General features: G+C 59.8%; 17 protein-coding genes. 12 read left to right on the top strand and 5 right to left on the bottom strand.

From position 1 onward, the window contains the following. Positions 1–2 precede the first annotated feature (2 nt). Both LVD12_RS09260 and LVD12_RS09255 read left to right on the top strand, forming a co-directional pair. A complete protein-coding gene (locus tag LVD12_RS09260) occupies positions 3–821 on the top strand; it encodes a hypothetical protein (protein ID WP_237067414.1) in 819 nt (272 codons plus the stop codon). Positions 822–1,021: 200 nt separating this feature from the next. Continuing rightward, complete coding sequence (locus LVD12_RS09255) at positions 1,022–3,793, top strand: valine--tRNA ligase (RefSeq protein ID WP_237067413.1); 2,772 nt, start codon at positions 1,022–1,024, stop codon at positions 3,791–3,793. Positions 3,794–3,975: 182 nt separating this feature from the next. On the opposite strand, the gene LVD12_RS09250 is transcribed toward LVD12_RS09255, so the two are convergent. The 5 genes from LVD12_RS09250 to LVD12_RS09230 form a co-directional block, all read right to left on the bottom strand. Then, the gene (locus tag LVD12_RS09250) at positions 3,976–5,127 is read right to left on the bottom strand and encodes a DUF1214 domain-containing protein (RefSeq protein WP_237067412.1); all 1,152 of its coding nucleotides are present in this window, start codon (positions 5,125–5,127) and stop codon (positions 3,976–3,978) included. 69 nt (positions 5,128–5,196) lie between these two features. Continuing rightward, entirely contained in the window at positions 5,197–6,042 is an 846-nt protein-coding gene (locus LVD12_RS09245) for a DUF1214 domain-containing protein (protein ID WP_237067411.1), read from the bottom strand. 602 nt (positions 6,043–6,644) lie between these two features. Beyond that, on the bottom strand, positions 6,645–8,081 hold the full coding sequence (locus LVD12_RS09240) for a DUF1254 domain-containing protein (protein ID WP_237067410.1): 1,437 nt from the start codon (positions 8,079–8,081) through the stop codon (positions 6,645–6,647). Between the two features lie 457 nt (positions 8,082–8,538). Further along, positions 8,539–8,853, bottom strand: coding sequence for a hypothetical protein (locus LVD12_RS09235; protein ID WP_237067409.1), 315 nt, complete (start codon positions 8,851–8,853; stop codon positions 8,539–8,541). 416 nt (positions 8,854–9,269) lie between these two features. After that, positions 9,270–10,235, bottom strand: coding sequence for a right-handed parallel beta-helix repeat-containing protein (locus LVD12_RS09230; RefSeq protein WP_237067408.1), 966 nt, complete (start codon positions 10,233–10,235; stop codon positions 9,270–9,272). 424 nt (positions 10,236–10,659) lie between these two features. On the opposite strand from LVD12_RS09230, the gene LVD12_RS09225 reads away from it, so the two are divergent. Genes LVD12_RS09225 through nuoK form a run of 10 tightly spaced genes read left to right on the top strand, consistent with a single transcriptional unit; the run spans position 10,660 to position 20,650 of the window. After that, on the top strand, positions 10,660–11,076 hold the full coding sequence (locus LVD12_RS09225; RefSeq protein WP_237067407.1) for an NADH-quinone oxidoreductase subunit A: 417 nt from the start codon (positions 10,660–10,662) through the stop codon (positions 11,074–11,076). A 9-nt stretch (positions 11,077–11,085) separates the two neighbouring features. Beyond that, on the top strand, positions 11,086–11,739 hold the full coding sequence (locus LVD12_RS09220) for a NuoB/complex I 20 kDa subunit family protein (protein WP_237067406.1): 654 nt from the start codon (positions 11,086–11,088) through the stop codon (positions 11,737–11,739). Further along, entirely contained in the window at positions 11,736–13,559 is a 1,824-nt protein-coding gene (gene nuoC / locus LVD12_RS09215) for an NADH-quinone oxidoreductase subunit C/D (RefSeq protein WP_237067405.1), read from the top strand. Before LVD12_RS09220 ends, nuoC begins: the two co-directional genes overlap by 4 nt. A gap of 9 nt (positions 13,560–13,568) precedes the next feature. Beyond that, on the top strand, positions 13,569–14,123 hold the full coding sequence (nuoE, locus tag LVD12_RS09210) for an NADH-quinone oxidoreductase subunit NuoE (RefSeq protein WP_237067404.1): 555 nt from the start codon (positions 13,569–13,571) through the stop codon (positions 14,121–14,123). After that, on the top strand, positions 14,101–15,375 hold the full coding sequence (gene nuoF, locus LVD12_RS09205; RefSeq protein WP_237067403.1) for an NADH-quinone oxidoreductase subunit NuoF: 1,275 nt from the start codon (positions 14,101–14,103) through the stop codon (positions 15,373–15,375). The genes nuoE and nuoF overlap by 23 nt, the downstream gene beginning before the upstream one ends. 40 nt (positions 15,376–15,415) lie before the next feature. Further along, positions 15,416–18,295 (top strand): NADH-quinone oxidoreductase subunit NuoG, encoded by a 2,880-nt coding sequence (nuoG, locus tag LVD12_RS09200; protein WP_237067402.1) that lies wholly within the window; start codon positions 15,416–15,418, stop codon positions 18,293–18,295. Next, positions 18,292–19,248 (top strand): NADH-quinone oxidoreductase subunit NuoH, encoded by a 957-nt coding sequence (gene nuoH / locus LVD12_RS09195; protein WP_237067401.1) that lies wholly within the window; start codon positions 18,292–18,294, stop codon positions 19,246–19,248. The genes nuoG and nuoH overlap by 4 nt, the downstream gene beginning before the upstream one ends. 19 nt (positions 19,249–19,267) lie before the next feature. Then, positions 19,268–19,783 carry an NADH-quinone oxidoreductase subunit NuoI gene (gene nuoI / locus LVD12_RS09190; protein ID WP_439651339.1) on the top strand — a complete coding sequence of 172 codons (516 nt, stop codon included), beginning with the start codon at positions 19,268–19,270 and terminating at the stop codon, positions 19,781–19,783. 29 nt (positions 19,784–19,812) lie between these two features. Continuing rightward, positions 19,813–20,328: an NADH-quinone oxidoreductase subunit J gene (nuoJ, locus tag LVD12_RS09185; protein ID WP_237067400.1), complete on the top strand. Its 516-nt coding sequence runs from the start codon at positions 19,813–19,815 to the stop codon at positions 20,326–20,328. Continuing rightward, complete coding sequence (gene nuoK / locus LVD12_RS09180) at positions 20,321–20,650, top strand: NADH-quinone oxidoreductase subunit NuoK (RefSeq protein ID WP_237067399.1); 330 nt, start codon at positions 20,321–20,323, stop codon at positions 20,648–20,650. The genes nuoJ and nuoK overlap by 8 nt, the downstream gene beginning before the upstream one ends.

Here is a 20,650-nt window from a genome sequence, read left to right as displayed (position 1 = left end):
AGATGGCCGGCAAAAAGCATAAGCACAGACACCGCCAACAACAGCAGGGCAAGCCCGATGTGCTGCTGAACGAGCTCAGTTCCCTGCGCGACCTGCTCGGCACCGACGATCTGGGCGATATCCCGCTGCTGGATCAGGTGGCGGAGCCAGCCCCGGTCGACTCGCCACACCAGACCAGGCCCCCCGTGCGCCAGCCTGTGCAAGAACCCCTGGACGAAAGTGATCTCCCCGTCCTGTTCTCTCCCGTGGATGAAGAACTGCCGGAAGACATCAGCCCCGAACTGAACGAGGCCGACCGCGCCCTGTTGCGCCCGCTACAGGACCTGCCCTCATCTCCGGATACAGGCAAGACGGTGACCGTGGAGCAAACACCACGCCCGCAGCAAGCGGAGCAGCAGACCGACCTGTTCGATCCGCCGGCACCCAAGCCTGCAGAGAACCCCTTCCTGCCAGCCCATATCCGTGCCCGCCTGACCGGCGGCAGGGTGCCGCGGGACCCGGATCCGGCGGATACACTGGCTGAACCCGGCCATCAGCAACTGGAGCCGGCGCCCCCTGCCCCGAGAACTATCGAGACAGAACAGGAAGAGGAAGCTGCGGTTGCAGAGGCCCTGCGGGAACTGGAACAGCAGGTGACAGGTGGCCAGGCCGCCGAGCCCGGCGAGGACCGTGCCGAGCAGTCTTCCTCTGGCGATCGGGAGCGGGACCCGCAGCGGCAGAAACTGGTGGATCGACTGGTGGCCAGTCAGCTGCCGGAACTGGAACGCCAATTGCGCGCCCGTATCGAGCTGATGCTCGACGAGCTGGAAGCCAAGCGCTGACCCCCGGTCAGCCACGTCCTCCACTACGACTTTCTGGCGCCACTGAATTCTGGCGCCCTGGAGCCGCCTCCTCCCTTTTGCCGCCCGCGGCCGCGGCGGTATAATTCCCGCCTTTTTCGGCGCTGTGACAGCCTTGCCCGCACGTTCCCGTGCGCAACGCCCGCGCCCGCAGTCAGTCAACACAAGGTTTCCCCACCCGCATGGACAAGACATACCAGCCCAACGCCATTGAACAGCAGTGGTACAAAACCTGGGAAGAAAACGGCTACTTCAAGCCCAGCGGCGATACCCAGGCCGATCCCTACTGCATCATGATCCCGCCGCCGAATGTCACCGGCAGCCTGCACATGGGCCACGGATTCCAGGAATCCATCATGGATGCGCTGATCCGCTACCACCGCATGCAGGGCGACAACACCCTGTGGCAGGTGGGCACCGACCACGCCGGCATCGCTACCCAGATGGTGGTGGAGCGCCTGCTGGCTGCCGAAGGCACCACCCGCCACGAGCTGGGCCGCGACAAGTTCATCGAAAAGGTGTGGGAGTGGAAGGAGCAGTCCGGCGGCAATATCACCCGCCAGCTGCGTCGCCTGGGCGCCAGCCCGGACTGGTCCCGCGAGCGCTTCACCATGGACGACGGCTTCTACAAGGCCGTACAGGAAGTGTTTATCCGCCTGTATGAGGACGACCTCATCTACCGCGGCAAGCGCCTGGTGAACTGGGACCCGAAACTGCACACCGCCATCTCTGACCTCGAGGTACTGAACGAGGAAGAGCAGGGCCACCTGTGGCATTTCCGCTATCCGCTGGCAGATGGTTCCGGTCACCTGGTGGTCGCCACCACCCGCCCGGAAACCATGCTCGGCGATACCGCCGTGGCCGTGCATCCGGAAGACGAGCGCTACCAGCACCTGATCGGCAAGGCCATCAAGCTGCCGCTGGCCAACCGCGAGATCCCCATCATCGGCGACGACTACGTCGACCGTGAATTTGGCACCGGCTGCGTGAAGATCACCCCAGCCCACGACTTCAACGACTACGAAATGGGCCAGCGCCACAACCTCGAGATGATCAACATCCTCGATGCGGACGCCAACCTGAACAACGAAGTGCCGGAAAAATACCGCGGCATGGAGCGCTTTGCCGCCCGCTCACAGGTTGTCGATGACCTGGATGCCCTGGGCCTGCTGGAAAAAGTCGAACCGCACACCCTGAAAGTACCCCGCGGCGACCGCTCCGGTGTTGTCATCGAGCCATGGCTCACGGACCAGTGGTACGTCAAGACCCAGCCCCTGGCGGAAGAAGCCATCAAGGCAGTCGAGGACGGCAGCGTCAACTTCGTACCCAAGAACTACGAGAACATGTACTTCTCCTGGATGCGCGATATCCAGGACTGGTGTATTTCGCGCCAACTGTGGTGGGGTCACCGCATCCCGGCCTGGTATGACGACAGCGGCAATGTCTACGTCGGCCGCAGCGAAGAGGAAGTACGCCAGAAGCACAACCTCGGCGATATCGCCCTGCGCCAGGATGAGGACGTCCTCGACACCTGGTTCTCCTCCGGCCTGTGGACCTTTGGCACCCTGGGCTGGCCAGAAGACACCGAAGAACTGAAGACCTTCCACCCCACTTCGGTACTGGTCACCGGCTTCGATATCATTTTCTTCTGGGTCGCGCGGATGATGATGCTGACCCTGTATTTCAAGAAGGAAGTGCCCTTCCATACCGTATACGTACACGGTCTGGTGCGGGACAGCCACGGGCAGAAGATGTCCAAGTCCAAGGGTAACGTGCTCGACCCCATCGACCTGATCGACGGCATCGACCTGGAGAGCCTGGTACAGAAGCGCACTTCCGGCATGATGCAGCCGCACCTGCGCGAGAAGATCGAGAAGCAGACCCGCAAGGAATTCCCCGAGGGCCTGGCTGCCTACGGTACCGATGCCCTGCGCTACACCTATTACTCGCTGGCCTCCACCGGCCGCGACATCAAATTCGATGTGGGCCGCATCGAGGGCTTCCGCAATTTCTGCAACAAAATCTGGAACGCCTCCCGCTACGTGCTGCAGAACTGCGATGGCCACGACTGCGGCCAGGACGGCAGCGGTGACTTTGAGCTGTCCCTGGCGGACCGCTGGATCATCTCCCAGTTGCAGCGCACCGAGAAGGCTGTGCGCGAGGCCATGGACAACTATCGCTTCGACCTCGCCTCCCAGGCCCTGTACGACTTTATCTGGGCCGAATACTGCAGCTGGTATCTGGAGCTGTCCAAGCCGGTGCTGTGGGACGACGCCGCTTCCCCGGCGGTGAAGAAAGGTACCCGCCGCACCCTGATCCGGGTACTGGAAACCGTGCTGCGCCTGGCACACCCGATGATGCCGTTCATCACCGAGGAAATCTGGCAGAAAGTGAAAGACCTGGCAGGCCAGAGCGGCGACACCATCATGCTGCAGTCCTACCCGGAAGCAGACGAGCACCGAATCGATACCGAGGCGGAAGCCGCCATCGCGGCGCTGAAACAGGTGATCGAGGGCGTGCGCAATATCCGCGGCGAGATGAAAATCTCCCCGGCCACCAAGATCCCGCTGATCCTGCGTGGCGGCAGCGCCGAGGACCGTCAGAACCTGGACAACGCCCGTGCGCTGATGATCAAGCTGGCAAGCCTCGAGTCGGTATCCTGGCTGAACACCGGCGAAAGCGCACCGGCTTCCGCCACCGCACTGGCAGGCGACGTGGAACTGCTGGTGCCCATGGCCGGCCTGATTGATGTCGCTGCCGAATCTGCACGACTGCAGAAGGAAATCGACAAGCTGGGCAAGGAACTGTCCCGGGTCGAAGGCAAGCTGAAGAACCCGAAGTTTGTGGACAAGGCGCCTGAGGCGGTGGTTGAAAAGGAGCGCGGCAAGCTGGCGGAATTGCAGAGCGCCCAGGATCGCCTGCAACAGCAGCTGGAGGAGATCTCCAAGCTGTGAGCTGTAACGCGCTCGGCGCATTGAACACCCCGCTCTCAGGCGGCGACTTTACTGCCTGAATGGATGTCCGGGTTGAGCCGACCGCTACACTCAACCTGCAACAAGTATTAAAGGCCTGCTCCGCAAGGGGCGGGCCTTTAACATTTTGGGAGCCTATGCGGATGAGGGCCGCTGGCTCGGGTTCAATCTTCCCTGAGCTTCATCGGGCGTGACATCGTCCACTCACCCTTCATGATCTCTGGCTTCGGAAGATAGTATCGCGCGGCCACGTCGAAGGGCCCCGCAGGAACCTCCAGGCAGTTCACATCGCTGTCTTCGCACTTGACCTTGAATAAGAAGGTGAAGGTGCCGTCCGCATTCTTGACCGCGGTGGTGTTGTTGATGTGGTAGCGGTCGTCGTTGTTGGGGTGAAAACGGCCGGTGTTACTGTCATAAACGGTCACCGACCAGAAGGCGTTGACTGGAGGTGCCTCGGTGGTCAGCGCGTAATCGCCCTTGGATCCGTCGAGGGTTTCGCCGGCCGCATCGTTGAACATTGACTCATAGGCACTGTGGGAGGTGGCAGGCCCGCCCCAACCCTCCTTGGTGCCGGTAGCGAAGTTCAGATAGGAAACGTCTTTACCCGGCTCCTGACCCGGTCCGGCGATCATCTGGCTATAGGGCACGGACACCTTCGCCTGATCCATGCGCTTGTTGGCTTCCTGGACCACCCCCTTGTCGAACCCACTCAGGAGATCGACTTCAGGCATTTTGCCGATGGTCGGCCCCTCAATCGTAATGCCGTCGGAGACCTTGAGCGCATCGGCAAGATCGTCGGGATCTTTCGCGTCCTTAACCTCGATACGCACGATGAGGCTGGACAGAAGCGATGGGACTTCGACCGCCTCACCGATGATGTTCCCTGGTTTCTCACCATGGTAGAGCGTGTAGCTGCCGTGCGGACCGATGATATTCCGGTAGTTCACATTACGATCGTCTTGGAACTGGAACGAGGTGAACCGTTCCTTGGAGGGCGACGTGGAGCTCAGAACCACAGGGCCATCACCGAGGTAGATCCACGCCTGCTTGTAGAGTGTATCGTTGTTGCTCCGAACCACATCGTCGGTGCCGGCCTTGAGCAGCTTGCGCAGCGCCACGACCCAGGTATTTAGCTTGGCCGGATCCCCCCCGGTCTGTACCAGCGCGTAGCGATAGGTCTCCTGATAAGGAAATTTCTTCAGGTAGTCCCCCACCTGCTCCTCGAAATCATCCCCTGCCGAAGACGCTTCCAGTGAACAGGCTGTCATCATTAAACCGCAGGTTAAAATTACCCGGGTTTTATAGAGGTGCTTCATGGTCGGCATCCGTCTTGCACTCGCTTCCAATTTCCGCTTGGTTCGCAATAACCCATTGGCCCGCAATTTTTATTCAATGGGTTTCACTTCGGGGAATCTCCAGCTTCCATCCAGAATTTCCTTGCGCGGTTTATAAAGGCGCACAGTGGAATTCCAGCCCTCGGCAATCGGCAGATAGTTGATGCTTTGCGGGTCACCGCCGAAGTGAATGGTAAAGGAGCCGTCCTCGTTGGGCGCCCCGGTCAGGCTGTTCACGCTGTAGGAATCCTGATCATTGGGCTCGAAGTAGCCATCCTTGTTGTACAGACTGACGGACCAGAATGCATCGACCGGAACATCGCGCACGGTAAGCTGGTAGGCACCGACCGGGAGATTGGGCTCCACATTGAGGTAATAGGCTTCTTCTTCCGGCAACCCTCCCCACCCCCACGCGGTTCCCAGCAGGTGGCGCACCGGGTCGACATCCTCTTTGCTGCCGAAGGTGGCACTGGCATCCGGCATGCCTCGTCCGAGGACCAGCAGCGCATCGTAGGTGGTCTGGTAGCTTTCCTTGTCGTAGCTTGAGTGGGTGTAGGGCCGGGCGGATGTGGCCTGAATGTTCAGCTGGTCCTGCAAGGCATTCGCATTCTGGATATCCACAGAGTCGGATGCATCGACCAGGGTACGCACAGAGAGATTCACAAAGGGCGTCCCGAACTCCTCAACGGTCAACTTGTGCTCGCCCGGTTCGTGGATGACCTTGTTAATGTAGTGGTCCTCGTTAACCACCATGATCGACATATACCGGTCTCCCGGGTCGGGCACGGTGAGTGTGGCGCCTTTGCTGATATCCACCACCGCCGCACTGTAGATCGTATCCCGATTCATGCGAATGACGGTCTGTTGGTCCAGCGGCGTCGGTTCGCGTAGATGCAAGAAACGATTGACCCCGCCAGCCGCGTTTACAATACGGTCGAACTGGGCGGCCGTTTCCGCTCTGTCAAAGTTGTCGACGTTGACCTTTACGGGTTCACTCTGAGCGTCTTCGCCTGAGGCCGACTCGATAAAAAAGAGCGCGAGGAAAGCCCCGACCGATGTATTTATTCGGAAACGAGGGTTCTGCATGTACATATATTATTTTTCCAGTTAGTTGCGCTATGAATCATTCACTGAACGAGCCGAATCGTTAATTACGGCTCTGTGGCCTCGATGCAATCCGACATAGGGCAGAGGCGTCGTCGGTTCAATCCACACGTATAACTCCTGGCGTGCTGCAACGGCCATCAATCAGCGACCTATGCACACCATAGCAGCGAGCTGAAAACTAAAGCTGACTTCGGCACCGGCAACCAGTTCCGGCGCTATTTCTGGCCCCTTGGTTCGCGCGCTGCACAGAGATCCGATGCGCAACCGGGCTCTCATTGGTGCGCGATCCAGATTCAAGCTGTTGATGTCAGAAAACCACCGACTCTTCTCGTTCCGGATGATTTTGTAGCGCTGAGGATAAATCGCCACGGATGCCTGCCTTGGAGAAATTCTTACTTGGCACGCACAATAGCCGGCGGCACCCAGCTGCCATCCAGTACGCTTTCCTGCGGCACATAAAGACGCAGTGCAAGCTTGAATGGCCCGGCCTTCGGTGCGGGTAACCAGTTTGCCTGTCTGTCCTCGACCGGTGATTCGCTCTGAATATAAATCGTCAGCGAACCATCGGGATTCGCTACCATGCCGCTTCGATCACCGATGGCATAGCGATCCAGCGAGTTTTCCACCAGGTAGCCTTCCAGGTCGTAGAGAGTCAAAGACCAGAACGCATCCGCAGGCGGCCAGGCACCCTCCGGGAAGGTGAGCGTATAGCGGTGCTCGCCGCTCAGTGGTTTGCCGTCGGCATCGTTCAACGCGAGCGGATAGAAGGCATCTTCAATCCTGTTTCCGCCGATGCCGACAAAGGTCCAGGCGGCACGATACGCGTACTTAGTGCCATAACGGCCCATGTCATAGGTCAGCCCCCACTGGTTGACCATTTTTCCAAGGTTGTTCATTTCAGCCGTCATGGCTGCTTTACCCTGGGCCACTCCCTCCTCGAGGGCCGCAACCACATCGGCTCTCAGATGTTCGGTGGAGAATGGCGCGCCCGGCGCGATGCCCAGCAGGCGCAGCTTCTCAAGCATCGGAGCATCCTCGGCATAGGGCGGATTCGTTACCAAGAGGCGATTCAGGTTGCTGAAGAATTGCCCGGCATCGAGGGCCATCACCTGTGTGTTGACCAAGGTCTCGCCATCTGCATCTTCCTTCAGAGGTACACTGTCCGGTGGCGCGTGATGCTTCCCCCAGGCGGACAGAGGTATCAGTTGGTACTGGTCCTGTAGTGCATTGACGGTATCGTAATCGTCAGCGCCGGCACAATAGGTGCGGCCACCGATGCCACCGAGATTAGTCGGCGAGCGCAGCAGTTCCATGCCATCTGGAACCGTCCCCTGCCAGTCAGGCCCAGCGATTAGAAAGACATGTGGCTTGTCTCCACTGTGCGTCCGGGAGCCGGGTGCCACCGGCACACCATTCCAGGCGTCGACGATCTGCATCATCCAGTAGCGATCACCCATGACCGGCACGGTGAGCACAAGCGGCTCTTCCTCAAGATCGATCCAGGCGAGTGAGTAGAGGTTGTCCACATTAAAACCGACGATCGATCGGTTCGATGCGTCGACGAACCGGCGGTAGTGCGCAAACTGATTTATCGGTGCCCGGGCTTCCCCCGCCTGTGTGGCGTAGGTGCTGTAATCGATTTGCTTCTCAAACATCACCAGCGGCAGGCCGAACAGCCAAGCCTCCTTGGCCAGGGCCCTAGCCTCACCCGCACTGAGCTCGTCTTCTGCACCCACATTTGTACACAGAACCATCGCCACACCGCTGAGTAGCGCCAGCGCAAGTGTGCGCAGCATCGCCCTGGAGCGCAAAACAAATATCTGATACATGAGTCAAATCTCCACTGCTGGGCTCTATTGCAGCAATCTCATGATCCGATAGCACTCGCTCAAGCTAGCGCTCCGGGTCAGTGGCGAGAGCTGATCACTGGCTCCCTATGCGCTGAACTTGACCGGTGTGCTTTTGATGATGCTGATTCTTCCTCATTCACTGCAACTGCAATACAGAGATCCAATCTTTAAAGAAACTTACCTGAAAGAACACAGGAACTTGTGATGACGCCGACAATACATGATCAGCCATATTAAAAAATTAGCCTAGGGGACACTTTCCTTGGACTTTTATAGTTGACGTATAAATCTTCAGAATTTACACGCATATAAAAGCAAGTTAACGAGAGAGGAGTATCAAACCCATCCCTTTGCGGCATCTCGCGGTCGAAAATGAACGAGGGACCTGCTCTTTGGCATCCTCTACTGACGGCCAACCCCGAGACTGGAGCGGCAATCACTGCCCCAGGTCCGTGAAAACCCCCACGGCCAGCTCGGCCCATGCCCACAGAAACAGCAGGATAAACGCTCCAATCACTGGGAAACGCCAGCGGGAATCAAGCTTGCCCAGAAAGAAGATGCACAAGCTGCCAAGCCCAAACTGGAGTGCTCCCATCACCAGAAAATCGCCGAATCCCCACTGGATTTCCCCGGCCAACTGCATGGCAAAAATGGGGATCGAGAGAGCGGCGGAAACGAAAAGCAACAGCCACAGATAGCTTCTGCCACGCCCAATGCGGGCATCCCGTCTGAAAATGACCTGCTTTCCCATAACCCTCCCCTGTTCCGCATGAGTTACAGAGCCCTACCGAAAAGAGTTCCCGGTGACAGGCATTTCTCTGCTGCCAATACCTTCAGCAGAAAATACGACCATATCAAAGTGGATCGGCCAATCATCAACCATTCACGCTGCTTCAGCAAACAGAAAATTGGCACCAGAAGGCAGGAGATGGAATATCTGAGGAAAATCAAGAAAAAGCGCATCCAGAATGGCCGCGAACTCAAGGCATCATATCCACGCCAGCTTGCTCTGCGAAAATCCATCAACCACCCTTGCCTGAATAAGCGGGTCAAGCTGCGCTCAGGACACACATCCGTACCAATTGCCTTCTGCAATGCGTCATACTCAGGAACGATGACGCACCCGATCGGATGCTTACAGCCCGGCGAGTTCCCGATGCGAATCCGTCAATACGGCCACTCCGGGCAATTCGAAGTCTTGTGGTCGACGCCGTGGAAGCGGTCAACGCCATTCTGGTACTCCCGGATAAGATTTCCATCTTCGAGCCGATTGCAGGAGGCAGCATGGCCACCCTTGCCCTTGAGATATCCAAAGAGTAGTTTTCCATAGCCCAGCAGGTACATATCCTCGTAGGCCTGCTCGTAGACATTATTGCGGATCGTGCAGCTGCTTCCCTCTCCACCGCAACGGATGGTGCGCAGCCCCCAGACCCGGAAGAAATTATCCTCGATCTGAAGTTTCACCCGGGATTTCCCCTCGGCAAATATGGTATCGGTCTTTGGTCCCTCGGCATTGGCCCAGAAATAGTTGCCACGGATAATCGCTGAACCTGAAGTGGGCACCATACCGAACTGAAAACCATCTGCATGGGACTTTGGCGTCAGCGTCAGTGAGTGCATGTAGTTGTAGGTAACCTCGAGCCCATCGTTATTGCCACTGAGGAAGAACAGGTCTTCGCATCCACGGGTTTCCGTGCGATGGACCGAAAAATTCTGGTAATCGATAAGACGGAACACCTTGGTGGGAGAGGAGCACTCCACCAGACTGTACTCGATTCTAGTATTCGCGTGGTCGGTGGCCTTGACCGGATAGAAGGAGTCACAGCGGATGACCACATTCCGCAGTGTCACATTATCACTTTCAATGCGCAGGCAACCATCAATGACAACATTTTCAATCGTGGCCGGGGAACGTACCTTCATCGGTCCGCGATAGGTACGGGTTGGAAATGGTGCGACGACACCAGCCCCGATAGTGACACCGACATCCTGTGGTCGGACATGCCGGTAGGGGCCGATGACGAGTTCTGGCGGCGTCCTGGACAGAACATCTTGCTCCGTTTTACGGGTATCGTCTGCCGCCAGAGAAAAGCACGCCCCAACGGCAAGAACAATCGTCAGCAATCTTCGCATCTCAGCCTCCCTGTATCTCCTGCGCCAGCAGAATTATCGACCAAAGCATGCTTTTATGCTGACCGGGGATGGAAATCGTCGCCCGAGCCGTTTCTTTGCAAGTGCGATCGTCCCCCTCGATGCCAACCAGTCACCACCAGCTTCCCGCAAAATTCCACACTCGATACCAACCTATAGCCGGATAGTGACGACGACTCAGCCGCCGTTCACTGGCACCTGCGCCTTTTCCCTTCTATAAACCCTGCAGTGCTTTGCCTTGGGCTTTTGTCCTCCCAGCCAATTCAGGCATGGCCCAAAGAATTGTCGCGCCAAAACAATGAAAAGTGCGCTGGCAGTCTCTGAACAGGCAACTTTTACCTGCCCCTTCAAACGCATTCAGAACCAGATAGCCGACATCAATAAAACACAGGCATTGGAGCAAGCAGTGGCAGAAACAGCGACTTCCGGCGAAATCTGGCCGCTTTTCGTCTACGCATTGGCCATCCTGGGCCTGATTGCGCTGATGCTGGGCTTGTCCCACTTCCTGGGCCAGCGCCGCAGTGATCCCGCCACCCACGAACCCTACGAATCCGGCATCGTTTCCCAGGGCAGTGCACGGCTGCGATTCACGGTGAACTACTACGTCGTCGCGATACTTTTCATCATCTTCGACCTGGAGGCCGTGTTTCTTTTTGCCTGGGCGGTAGCCTTTCGCGAAGCGGGCCTCACAGGCTTCATCGAGGCAACCATCTTTATCACCATTTTGCTGGTAGGCCTCGTCTACCTGTGGCGTCTCGGGGCACTGGACTGGAGCGGCCGGCAACAAAGCCTGGAAGAGCGGCAAGGCGACAGGCCGCACTGAGGAGCAAAAATGCGCTGGACACTGACCCGGGCGCAAGCGCCCGAACCGGAACTGATCGCAAGTGAGAAGGCGGGAGACGAACCACCTGACCGCGACGTCCACCGCAATGTCCTGCTGGGCAAGCTGGAGGACCTGGTGGCCTGGGGGCGCGCAAACTCCCTGTGGCCTTTCAATTTCGGCCTGTCCTGTTGTTACGTGGAGATGGCGACCGCTTTCACCAGCCGTCATGACCTGGCCCGATTTGGCTCCGAAGTGATCCGTGCAACGCCGCGGCAGGCCGACCTTATCGTCATCTCCGGCACCGTTTTCCTGAAGATGGCACCGGTGATCCAGCGGCTCTATGAACAGATGGTGGAGCCGCGCTGGGTCATCTCCATGGGCTCCTGCGCCAATTCCGGTGGCATGTATGATATCTACAGCGTCGTGCAGGGCGTCGATCGTTTTCTGCCCGTGGACGTCTACGTGCCCGGCTGTCCACCTCGACCGGAGGCGTTGATGCAGGGCCTGACACTGCTGCAAAAGTCTGTGGCAGAGGATCGCCGCGAACTCAGCTGGGTCGTGGAGGATCAGGGAATCCGACGAGTGCCCCGTGTCAGCCAGCGGGACCTGCATCGGGAAGAGCGCATGCGTGCACAACAATTGCGTACGCCGGACTCAGTGTGAAAGGCGAAGGTGCCATGGGGGATGTGATCGCCGAATGCCAGCCGCCTCAGTCACCCTACCGGGCTGCTGCTGAGCAATTTGTGGCGGATCTACGCGAGCAACCCGGTACGCCAGGCTACTGGCTGCAACCGGACTGCCTCGATTTACCCACACTCTGGGTACAGCCGGGCACTCTGCTACCAATACTGATTGCACTGAAAAGAGAGCTCCCCCGGCCGTTTCGCATGCTCTATGACCTGAGCGCAATCGACGAGCGACTGCGAACCCGGCGTGGCCGGGAGCAAAGCCGGCAACCGGAAAGCGACTTTACCCTCGTCTACCACCTGCTCTCCCTGGAACGGGATCTGTTTATCCGCATCAAGGTGCCGCTGACAGAGACCGACCTGCGCATCCCATCCATTACCGGTATCTGGCCCAGTGCCAACTGGTACGAGCGGGAAGTATGGGACCTGTTCGGCATCGACTTCAGCGGCCACCCCAACCAGCGCCGCATCATGATGCCGGAAACCTGGCAGGGGCATCCGCTGCGCAAGGATCACCATGCCCGCGCCACGGAAAAAGATCCCTTCAGTCTCGATGAGAAAAAGGAACGGCGGGAGCAACAGGCACTGCTGTTCAAGCCGGAAGAATGGGGCATGAGCCGCTCCGGCGAAACCAGCGACTTCATGTTCCTCAACCTTGGGCCCAACCACCCCAGTGTGCACGGTGTCTTTCGTGTGGCGCTGCAACTGGATGGAGAGCGCATTGTCGATGCGGTGCCCGATATCGGCTATCACCACCGCGGCGCCGAGAAGATGGCCGAGCGGCAGTCTTGGCACAGCTACATCCCCTATACCGACCGGGTGGATTATCTCGGCGGCGTGATGAACAACCTGCCCTATGTGCTGGCACTGGAGCAGCTGGCCGGTATTACGGTGCCCCCGCGGGCACAGGTGATCCGGGTGATGCTGTGCGAGCTCTTCCGCCTCTCCAGTCACCTGGTGTTCTACGGCACCTTTGCCCAGGACGTAGGGCAGATGTCGCCGGTATTTTACATGTTCGAAGATCGCGAGCGCCTGTTCGGCATCGTCGAAGCCATTACTGGCGCCCGTATGCATCCATCCTGGTTTCGCATCGGCGGCGTCGCCATGGATCTCCCGCGGGGCTGGGAGCAGAAGGTTCGTGAGTTTATCGACTACCTGCCCGCACGCCTGCGGGAATACGAAGGGATGGTGCTGAAGAATGGCACGGTCAAGCGACGCACCCGGGGCATCGGGGTATACAACACCGAAGAGGCCATCGAGTGGGGCGTAACCGGTCCGGGGTTGCGCGCCACCGGTCTGGACTGGGACCTGCGCAAGCGCCGGCCCTATAGTGGCTATGAGCAGTTTGAGTTCGACATTCCCACTGCGGTGCACGGTGACAGCTACGATCGTTGCCTGGTACGCGCAGAGGAAATGCACCAGAGCCTGCGCATCATCCGCCAGTGCCTGGACAATATGCCCGGAGGTCCGGTGAAGGCCGAGCACCCGCTCACGACACCTCCGGACCGGCCGCGGACCATGCACGATATCGAGACCCTGATCCAGCATTTCCTCAATGCCAGCTGGGGCCCTGTCATGCCGGCGGGGGAAGTATGCGTACCCGTGGAGGCGACGAAAGGGCTCAACAGTTACCAGCTGGTCAGTGATGGCGATACCAGTGCCTACCGGGCCCGGATCCGCACGCCGTCGTTTCCGCACCTGCAGATGATTCCGCTGATTTCCCGGGGACTGATGGTGGCAGACCTGATCGCCATCATCGCCAGTATCGACTTCGTGATGGCGGATGTGGATCGCTAGGAACTGCCTATGACCAATCCAACCGGCAAAGTGTGGCAACGGATACCGGCACGGCAGGAAGGGCCAGCACCGGAACTGTCAACGGAAGAAATCCGTGCGATCGACGAGGAACGCAGTCACTACGAGAACGACGCCGCTGCCGGCCTGGAGGCACTGCGCATCGTACAGCGAGCGCGCGGCTGGATCTCCGATGACAGCCTGCGGGCGATCTCCGCTTATCTCGGGATCGCAGAGGCGGAACTGGAGGGACTGGCCACTTACTACCAGCTGCTGTTCCGCCGCCCGCCGGGCGCCGAGGTCCTTCAGCTGTGCAGAAGCTCCAGCTGTTGGATTCTCGGCTGTGAACAGCTGCAGGGTTGGCTGGAGCAGGAGCTGCAGGTGCGACCGGGAGAAACTACTGCAGACGGCATTTTTACCCTGCTGGAAAACCCCTGTCTCGGCGCCTGTGACCGGGCACCGGTAATGCTGCTCGGCGAGGCACTGCATACCAACCTGACAGAGGAAAAGCTGCGCGAGGTTCTGGCAGAAAAAAGACGACGGCATGCTGACCAATCCGCTGACTAAAAATATCGGCGCTGAGGATGTTGCGACCGACCTGCAGACCTATCGCGACAGCGATGGCTACGGTGGCTGGCTGCGCGCATTGAAAATGTCGCCGGACGAACTGACCCAGCTGGTACAGAAAGCCGGGCTCCGCGGCCGTGGCGGCGCCGGGTTCAATACCGGCCTCAAATGGAGCTTTGTTCCAACGGACCGCCGGGCCCATCCGGTCCGCTACCTGGTCTGCAACGCCGACGAAATGGAGCCGGGCACTTTCAAGGACCGGCTGCTGATGGAGCGGGATCCGCACCTGTTACTGGAGGGCATTGCCATCGCTGCCCACGCCATCGGTGCCGCCACCGCCTATATCTTTATCCGCGGCGAATACCATCTGGCGACGCAGCGCCTGCAGCGAGCCATCGACGAAGTTACTGAGTCCGGCCTGATCGCCGGCGAGACCACCAGCTTGGACCAGCCCCTGCAGATTTACCTGCACTGCAGTAGCGGCAACTACATCTGTGGCGAGGAGACCGCACTGCTGAATGCCCTGGAGGGCAAGCGCGCGATTCCGCGGGCGAAGCCCCCCTACCCGCAGGTCAGCGGCCTCTGGGGCAGGCCTACGGTGGTCAATAATGTGGAGACACTGTGCAACCTGCCGCATCTGCTCCTGCATGGTGCCGAGTGGTACCGGAAGCTCGGACGCGGTGAAGACAGCGGTACCAAGCTGTTCGGCGCCAGTGGCAAAGTGAACAATCCGGGCCTGTGGGAATTGCCCATGGGCACGCCGTTCCGCGAGGTGATCGAACACCATGCCGGCGGCCTGCGGGATGGGCTTACCCTGCGCGGCTTTTTGCCCGGCGGCGGCTCCACCGACTTCCTCGGCCCCCAGCACCTCGACCTGCCGATGGACTACGACACCGTGCGCAAAGCGGGCAGCAGGCTCGGCACCGGCACCATCACCGTGCTCGATGAGGCCACCTGCCCCATCGGTCTGGTGCTCAATCTTTCACGCTTCTTTGCCCGCGAATCCTGCGGCTGGTGCACACCCTGCCGGGATGGCCTGCCCTGGGTTGTGGAGATACTGCAGCGGCTGGAAAACGGTGAGGGGACAACCAATGACATCGAGCTGTTGCGGGAACATACCGCCCGTATGGGCCCCGGCAATACCTTCTGCGCCCTGGCCCCCGGTGCCGCGGAGCCGATCCAGAGTGCACTGAAACTCTTTGAGCAGGATTTTATCGATCATATCCAGGGCGGCGGCTGCCCCTTTCATTGAGGCCCCACCGGGCGAGCGATCACGGACGAACGACAGCATTATGCTAACCATTACCATCGACGGCGAAGAATGCGAAGCAGAGGCCGGGCAGAACCTGCTCAGTATCTGCCTTGCCCGGGGTATTGACCTGCCCTACTTCTGCTGGCATCCGGCCATGGGCTCAGTAGGTGCCTGCCGGCAGTGCGCGGTGATCGAGCACAAAGACGAGCAGGACCAGCAGGGGCAGCTGGTGATGAGCTGCATGACTGCGATCCGCGATGGCGGTCGCTACAGCGTGGACGCACACGCCGCGCGGGAATTCCGTGGCGGCATCATCGAAAACCTGATGACCAATCACCCCCACGACTGCCCGGTTTGCGAGGAAGGCGGCGAGTGCCACCTGCAGGACATGACGGAAATGACCGGGCACACGGTGCGGCGTTACCGGGGGCCCAAGCGTACTCACCGCAACCAGTACCTGGGGCCGTTCATCAATCATGAAATGAACCGCTGCATCGCCTGCTACCGCTGCACCCGCTATTACCGCGACTACGCCGGTGGCAGCGACCTGGAGGCGCTGGGCCGCAACAATCAGGTCTACTTCGGTCGCCATGAGGACGGCCGCCTGCTGAACGGCTTCAGTGGCAACCTGGTGGAGGTCTGCCCCACCGGGGTATTCACCGACAAGACCTTCAGCCGCCACTACGTGCGCAAGTGGGACCAGCAGATGGCGCCGTCGATCTGCGAACACTGCGGCGTCGGCTGTAATACCGCACCCGCGGCACGCCAGCCGGGGCGCCCCGGGGATCCGTGGCTGCGCCGGGTGACCAACCTCTACAACCGCGATATCAACGGCTACTTTCTCTGTGACCGCGGGCGCTTCGGATACGAGTATGCCAACAGCCCGGCCCGCCTGAGCCAGGTACTGGAACGGGATAATGTCGATGTGATCGGGTCCAGCGCCGGAGAGGGAGTGCTCTCCCATCGGGAAATCCCGCCCGGAGAAGGTGTCGAGGCTTTCGCCCGCCATCTGGAAGACCAGGGGCCCGGCAAACACCTGCTGCTCGGGATCGGCTCGCCGCGCAGCTCGCTGGAAAACAATTTTGCCCTGCGCACTCTGGCCGGTGCCGAACATTTCTATGCCGGACTCGGCGCCACCGACCTGCAACTGCTGCGGTTGGTGGACACCATCCAGCGCGACGACCGCATCCGCAGCGCAACAACCCCGGAAATCGAACAGGCAGATGCCATCCTGATCCTCGGCGAGGATATCGACAATACCGCACCACGGGTGGCGCTCGCAGTGAGGCAGGCGGCCCTGAATCACCGCCGCCAGCGCGCAGCAGAGCTGAAGATTCCCGACTGGCAGGATGCCGCCGTGCGTCAGCTGCCTGCACCACCGGTGCCGATCATTTTTGTCGGCTGGGAGATCCCCCCTCTGGCAGACTGCTGCACGAACCAGATGATCGGCACTCCTGAGATCCTGGTCAGTTTTGCCGAAGCGGTGCTCGCTACTATTCGCAAAGGCTCTGGCGACAAGGACATACTGCCGGCAGGTACTGAGGCATCACAGGACAGTGACATCGGTGAAGTCGCTACCGAGACGGCCCAGGCACTGGCCGCGGCAAAACGGCCACTGGTGATCGCTGGCTGTGGCGCCAGGCAACCGGGCCTGCTGCGCGCGGCGGGGCTGATCGCGACCGCACTGGCGGAGAAAAAAGGCAACGCGGTCAATACCTACCTGGCCTGCCCCGAAGTGAACAGCCTCGGACTGGTGCAACTGCTGGCATCCGGGGACATGCACCTGGAGCGGCTGCAGGGCATCGTCACGGAAGCACGACAAAAGGGCACAGCGGTGACCCTGGTCGTTCTGGAGAATGACCTCTCGCGGCGTCTGGAGCGGTCGCAGGCCCGAAACCTTCTCGCCGAGGCAGATACGGTTATTGCCCTGGACCACCTCCCCAACGATACCACCCGACGCGCGCACCTGGTCTTTCCAACCGCGGCCACACCCGAGTGCCAGGGTAGCGTGGTCAACAGCACTGGCCGCGTGCAGCGTCACTATGGCGTTTATGAGGGTATCGGCTTTATCCAGGAGGGCTGGCGCTGGCTGGCAGATGCGCTCAGTGCCAGCAACCAGCACAGTGATTCCGCCGACCAGATACGCAGCTGGCAGCACTGCGACGATGTGATCCGGACTCTGGCAGAAACCCTGCCGGTATTTTCCAAGTTGCCGGCCGTCTCAGTCACCGTGCCGGAAGGGTTTCTGGTGGCGCGCCAGAGTCACCGTGCCAGTGGCCGCACCGCCATCGGTTCAGCCAGGCACGTGGCCGAACTGCCGCCACCGGAGGATACCGATGCACCGCTCAGTTACTCCATGGAAGGCATACACGATCCCGCGGCCTCAACGCTGCAGGCAATGATCCGCGCACCAGGCTGGACCTCCAACCAGTCGATTCACCAGTTTCTTCACGGCATCAATGGACCACGCATCGGCCGGCCTGAACCGGTAACCCTGCAGAGAACCACAGCCCCCCTGCCCCACTGGCAGTCGGTGGAATTGCACGGGAGCCGCCATCAGCCCGGCGAAAACAAGGATGCTAAAGGCTTGCTCGCCATACCGCTGTATCGACTGATCGGCAGCGGTGAGCTCAGCAACAGTGCCGAAGGGATCGCCAGTGTGATGACAGAGGCCTTCGCCAAAATACATCCCGCAGACGCCGCAGCGCTGGACATCAATCAGGGTGACGAGATACAGCTCAGCCTCGGCGAAACCAGCCTGCAACTGCAATCGCAGCTGGACTTTGAAATCGCCCCCGGCGTAATCGGGCTCCCCTGCGGCCTGCCGAAATTCGGTGACATCGCGGCCCTCTTGCCTTCGCAGGCGCGCATCATAAGAGTCATCCGTTACGGCCAGAAGATGGAGGGCGACGACTGTTGAGTTCCTCCATCTTCATACAGCTGGTGAATATCTTCGGCATACTCACCACGATCGTGCTGCTGGCGGCACTGCTCACCTGGGTGGAACGGCGACTTCTGGGCTTCTGGCAGGACAGGCCGGGCCCCAACCGGGTTGGCCCCTTCGGCCTGTTACAGGTGGTCGCGGACATGATCAAGCTCTTCTTCAAGGAAGATTTTATCCCGCGCTTTGCAGACCGCCCCGTGTTCGTCCTCGCTCCCACCCTGGTGATGGCCACCATGCTGCTGGGATTTGCGGTAGTCCCGTTCGCACCGGGTATCGGTATCGTGGACCTGAATGTGGGCCTTCTGTTTGTGCTCGCCATGTCCTCGCTGGCCGTCTACAGCGTGGTGCTCGGCGCCTATGCCTCCAACAACAAATACGCCCTGCTCGGCGGCTTGCGGGCCGCGGCGCAGACGGTTTCCTACGAAGTTTTCATGGGCATCAGCCTGATGGGCGTGGTCATGCTGGCGGGCAGTTTCAATCTTCGCGATATCGTGGCTGCACAGGCCGATGGCTGGTTTGTGCTGCCGCAACTTCTGGGCTTCGTGATCTTTTTTATCGCCGGGATCGCCGAGAGCCATCGGTTGCCATTCGACCTGCCGGAGGCGGAACACGAACTCACGGCCGGCTTTCATACCGAGTATTCCAGTATGAAATTCGGCATGTTCTTTGTGGGCGAGTACCTGTCCGTCATTCTTATCTCGGCGCTGGTTACCACATTGTTTCTCGGCGGCTGGCTCGGCCCTTGGTTACCACCACTGGTCTGGTTCAGCCTGAAAACGGCACTGCTGGTCTGTGTCTTCGTACTGCTGCGTGCGGCCCTGCCGCGCCCTCGCTATGACCAGCTCATGCAATTCGGCTGGAAAGTACTGTTGCCACTGTCACTCGCCAACCTGCTGGCCACCGGGGGGATACTGCTATGGCTCCAGTAATACGAGAGGGACCGGCATCGTGATCAGTCAATTACGCAGTCTCTGGCTGGTGTTTCGCCACCTGTTTACACCACGGGTCACCGTGGAGTACCCGGACGAAAAACCCTATCTGGCACCGCGCTATCGCGGTCGGATCGTGCTGACGCGGGAACCGGATGGCAGCGAACGCTGCGTGGCCTGCAACCTCTGTGCGGTGGCCTGCCCCCCGGACTGCATTTCCCTGCAGAAAGCCGAAGACGAAAACGGGCGCTGGTACCCGGCCTATTTCCGCATCAATTTTTCCCGCTGCATTATGTGCGGCCTGTGCGAGGAAGCCTGCCCGACCTACGCCATCCAGCTCACTCCGGATTTCGAGATGTGTGAGTACGACCGCCAGAACATGGTCTACGAAAAGGAGGACCTGCTGATCAGTGGCACGGGCAAGTATCACGATTACAGCTTCTACGGTGTCGCCGGCAAGGCTGTAGTCGGCAAGGACAAGGGCGAAGCGGAAAATGAACGCGAACCCGTGGATATCCGCGGGCTGAACCTCTGACCACAGCAGGGAGGAACAGGAGCCAGGACATGTCGATATTTTTTTACTTCAGTGCAGCGATAGCGCTCATCGCCACCCTGTTCGTCATCACGGCGCGCAATGCCGTGCATGCGCTGCTGTACCTGATCGTTTCCCTGCTGGCGATTGCGCTGATCTTTGTCCTTTATGGCGCCCCCTTTGCCGCGGCTCTGGAGGTCATCGTCTACGCGGGCGCGATCATGGTGCTGATACTGTTCGTGATCATGATGATGAACCAGGGTGATGCGTCAGTAGAGCAGGAGCGCCAGTGGCTGGCGCCAGCGGCATGGATTGGACCCGGACTGCTGTCAGCGATTCTTCTGCTCCTGTTCCTGTTGCTGATCGGTACCGGTGCGCACTCTGGAGACGTGCATTACGTGGGCCCGAGGCAGGTGGGCGCGGCGCTGTTTGGCCACTACCTGCTCGCCGTTGAACTCGCGTCGATGGTGCTGCTGGCGGGCCTCGTCGGGGCCTTTCACCTGGCCCGCCGCGACAACCCGGAAGCGGAGAGACCCGGGCATGACTGACGTGACTCAGGCCAGTGCCGATATCGCCCTGCAGCACGGCCTGCTGCTGGCATCTGCGCTCTTTTGCCTCGGGCTCATCGGGATGCTGGTGCGGAGAAATGTACTCTTCATGCTGATGAGTGTGGAGATCTGCACGAATGCAGCCGCGCTCGCCTTCGTTGTGGCCGGTGCGCACTGGGGCAACGCCGATGGACAGGTGATGTTTGTTTTTGCCATCACCGTGGCGGCGGCCGAGATCGCCATTGGTCTGGCCCTGGCCCTGCACTTCTACCGCCACCACAAGACGGTGGATATCGACCAGCTGAGCGGGATGCGGGGGTGA

The sequence above is a fragment of the Microbulbifer guangxiensis genome (assembly GCF_021729075.1).
Classification (GTDB): domain Bacteria; phylum Pseudomonadota; class Gammaproteobacteria; order Pseudomonadales; family Cellvibrionaceae; genus Microbulbifer; species Microbulbifer guangxiensis.
Note: the sequence above shows the minus strand (reverse complement) of the source record. Positions and strands in the feature narration are given on the sequence as shown.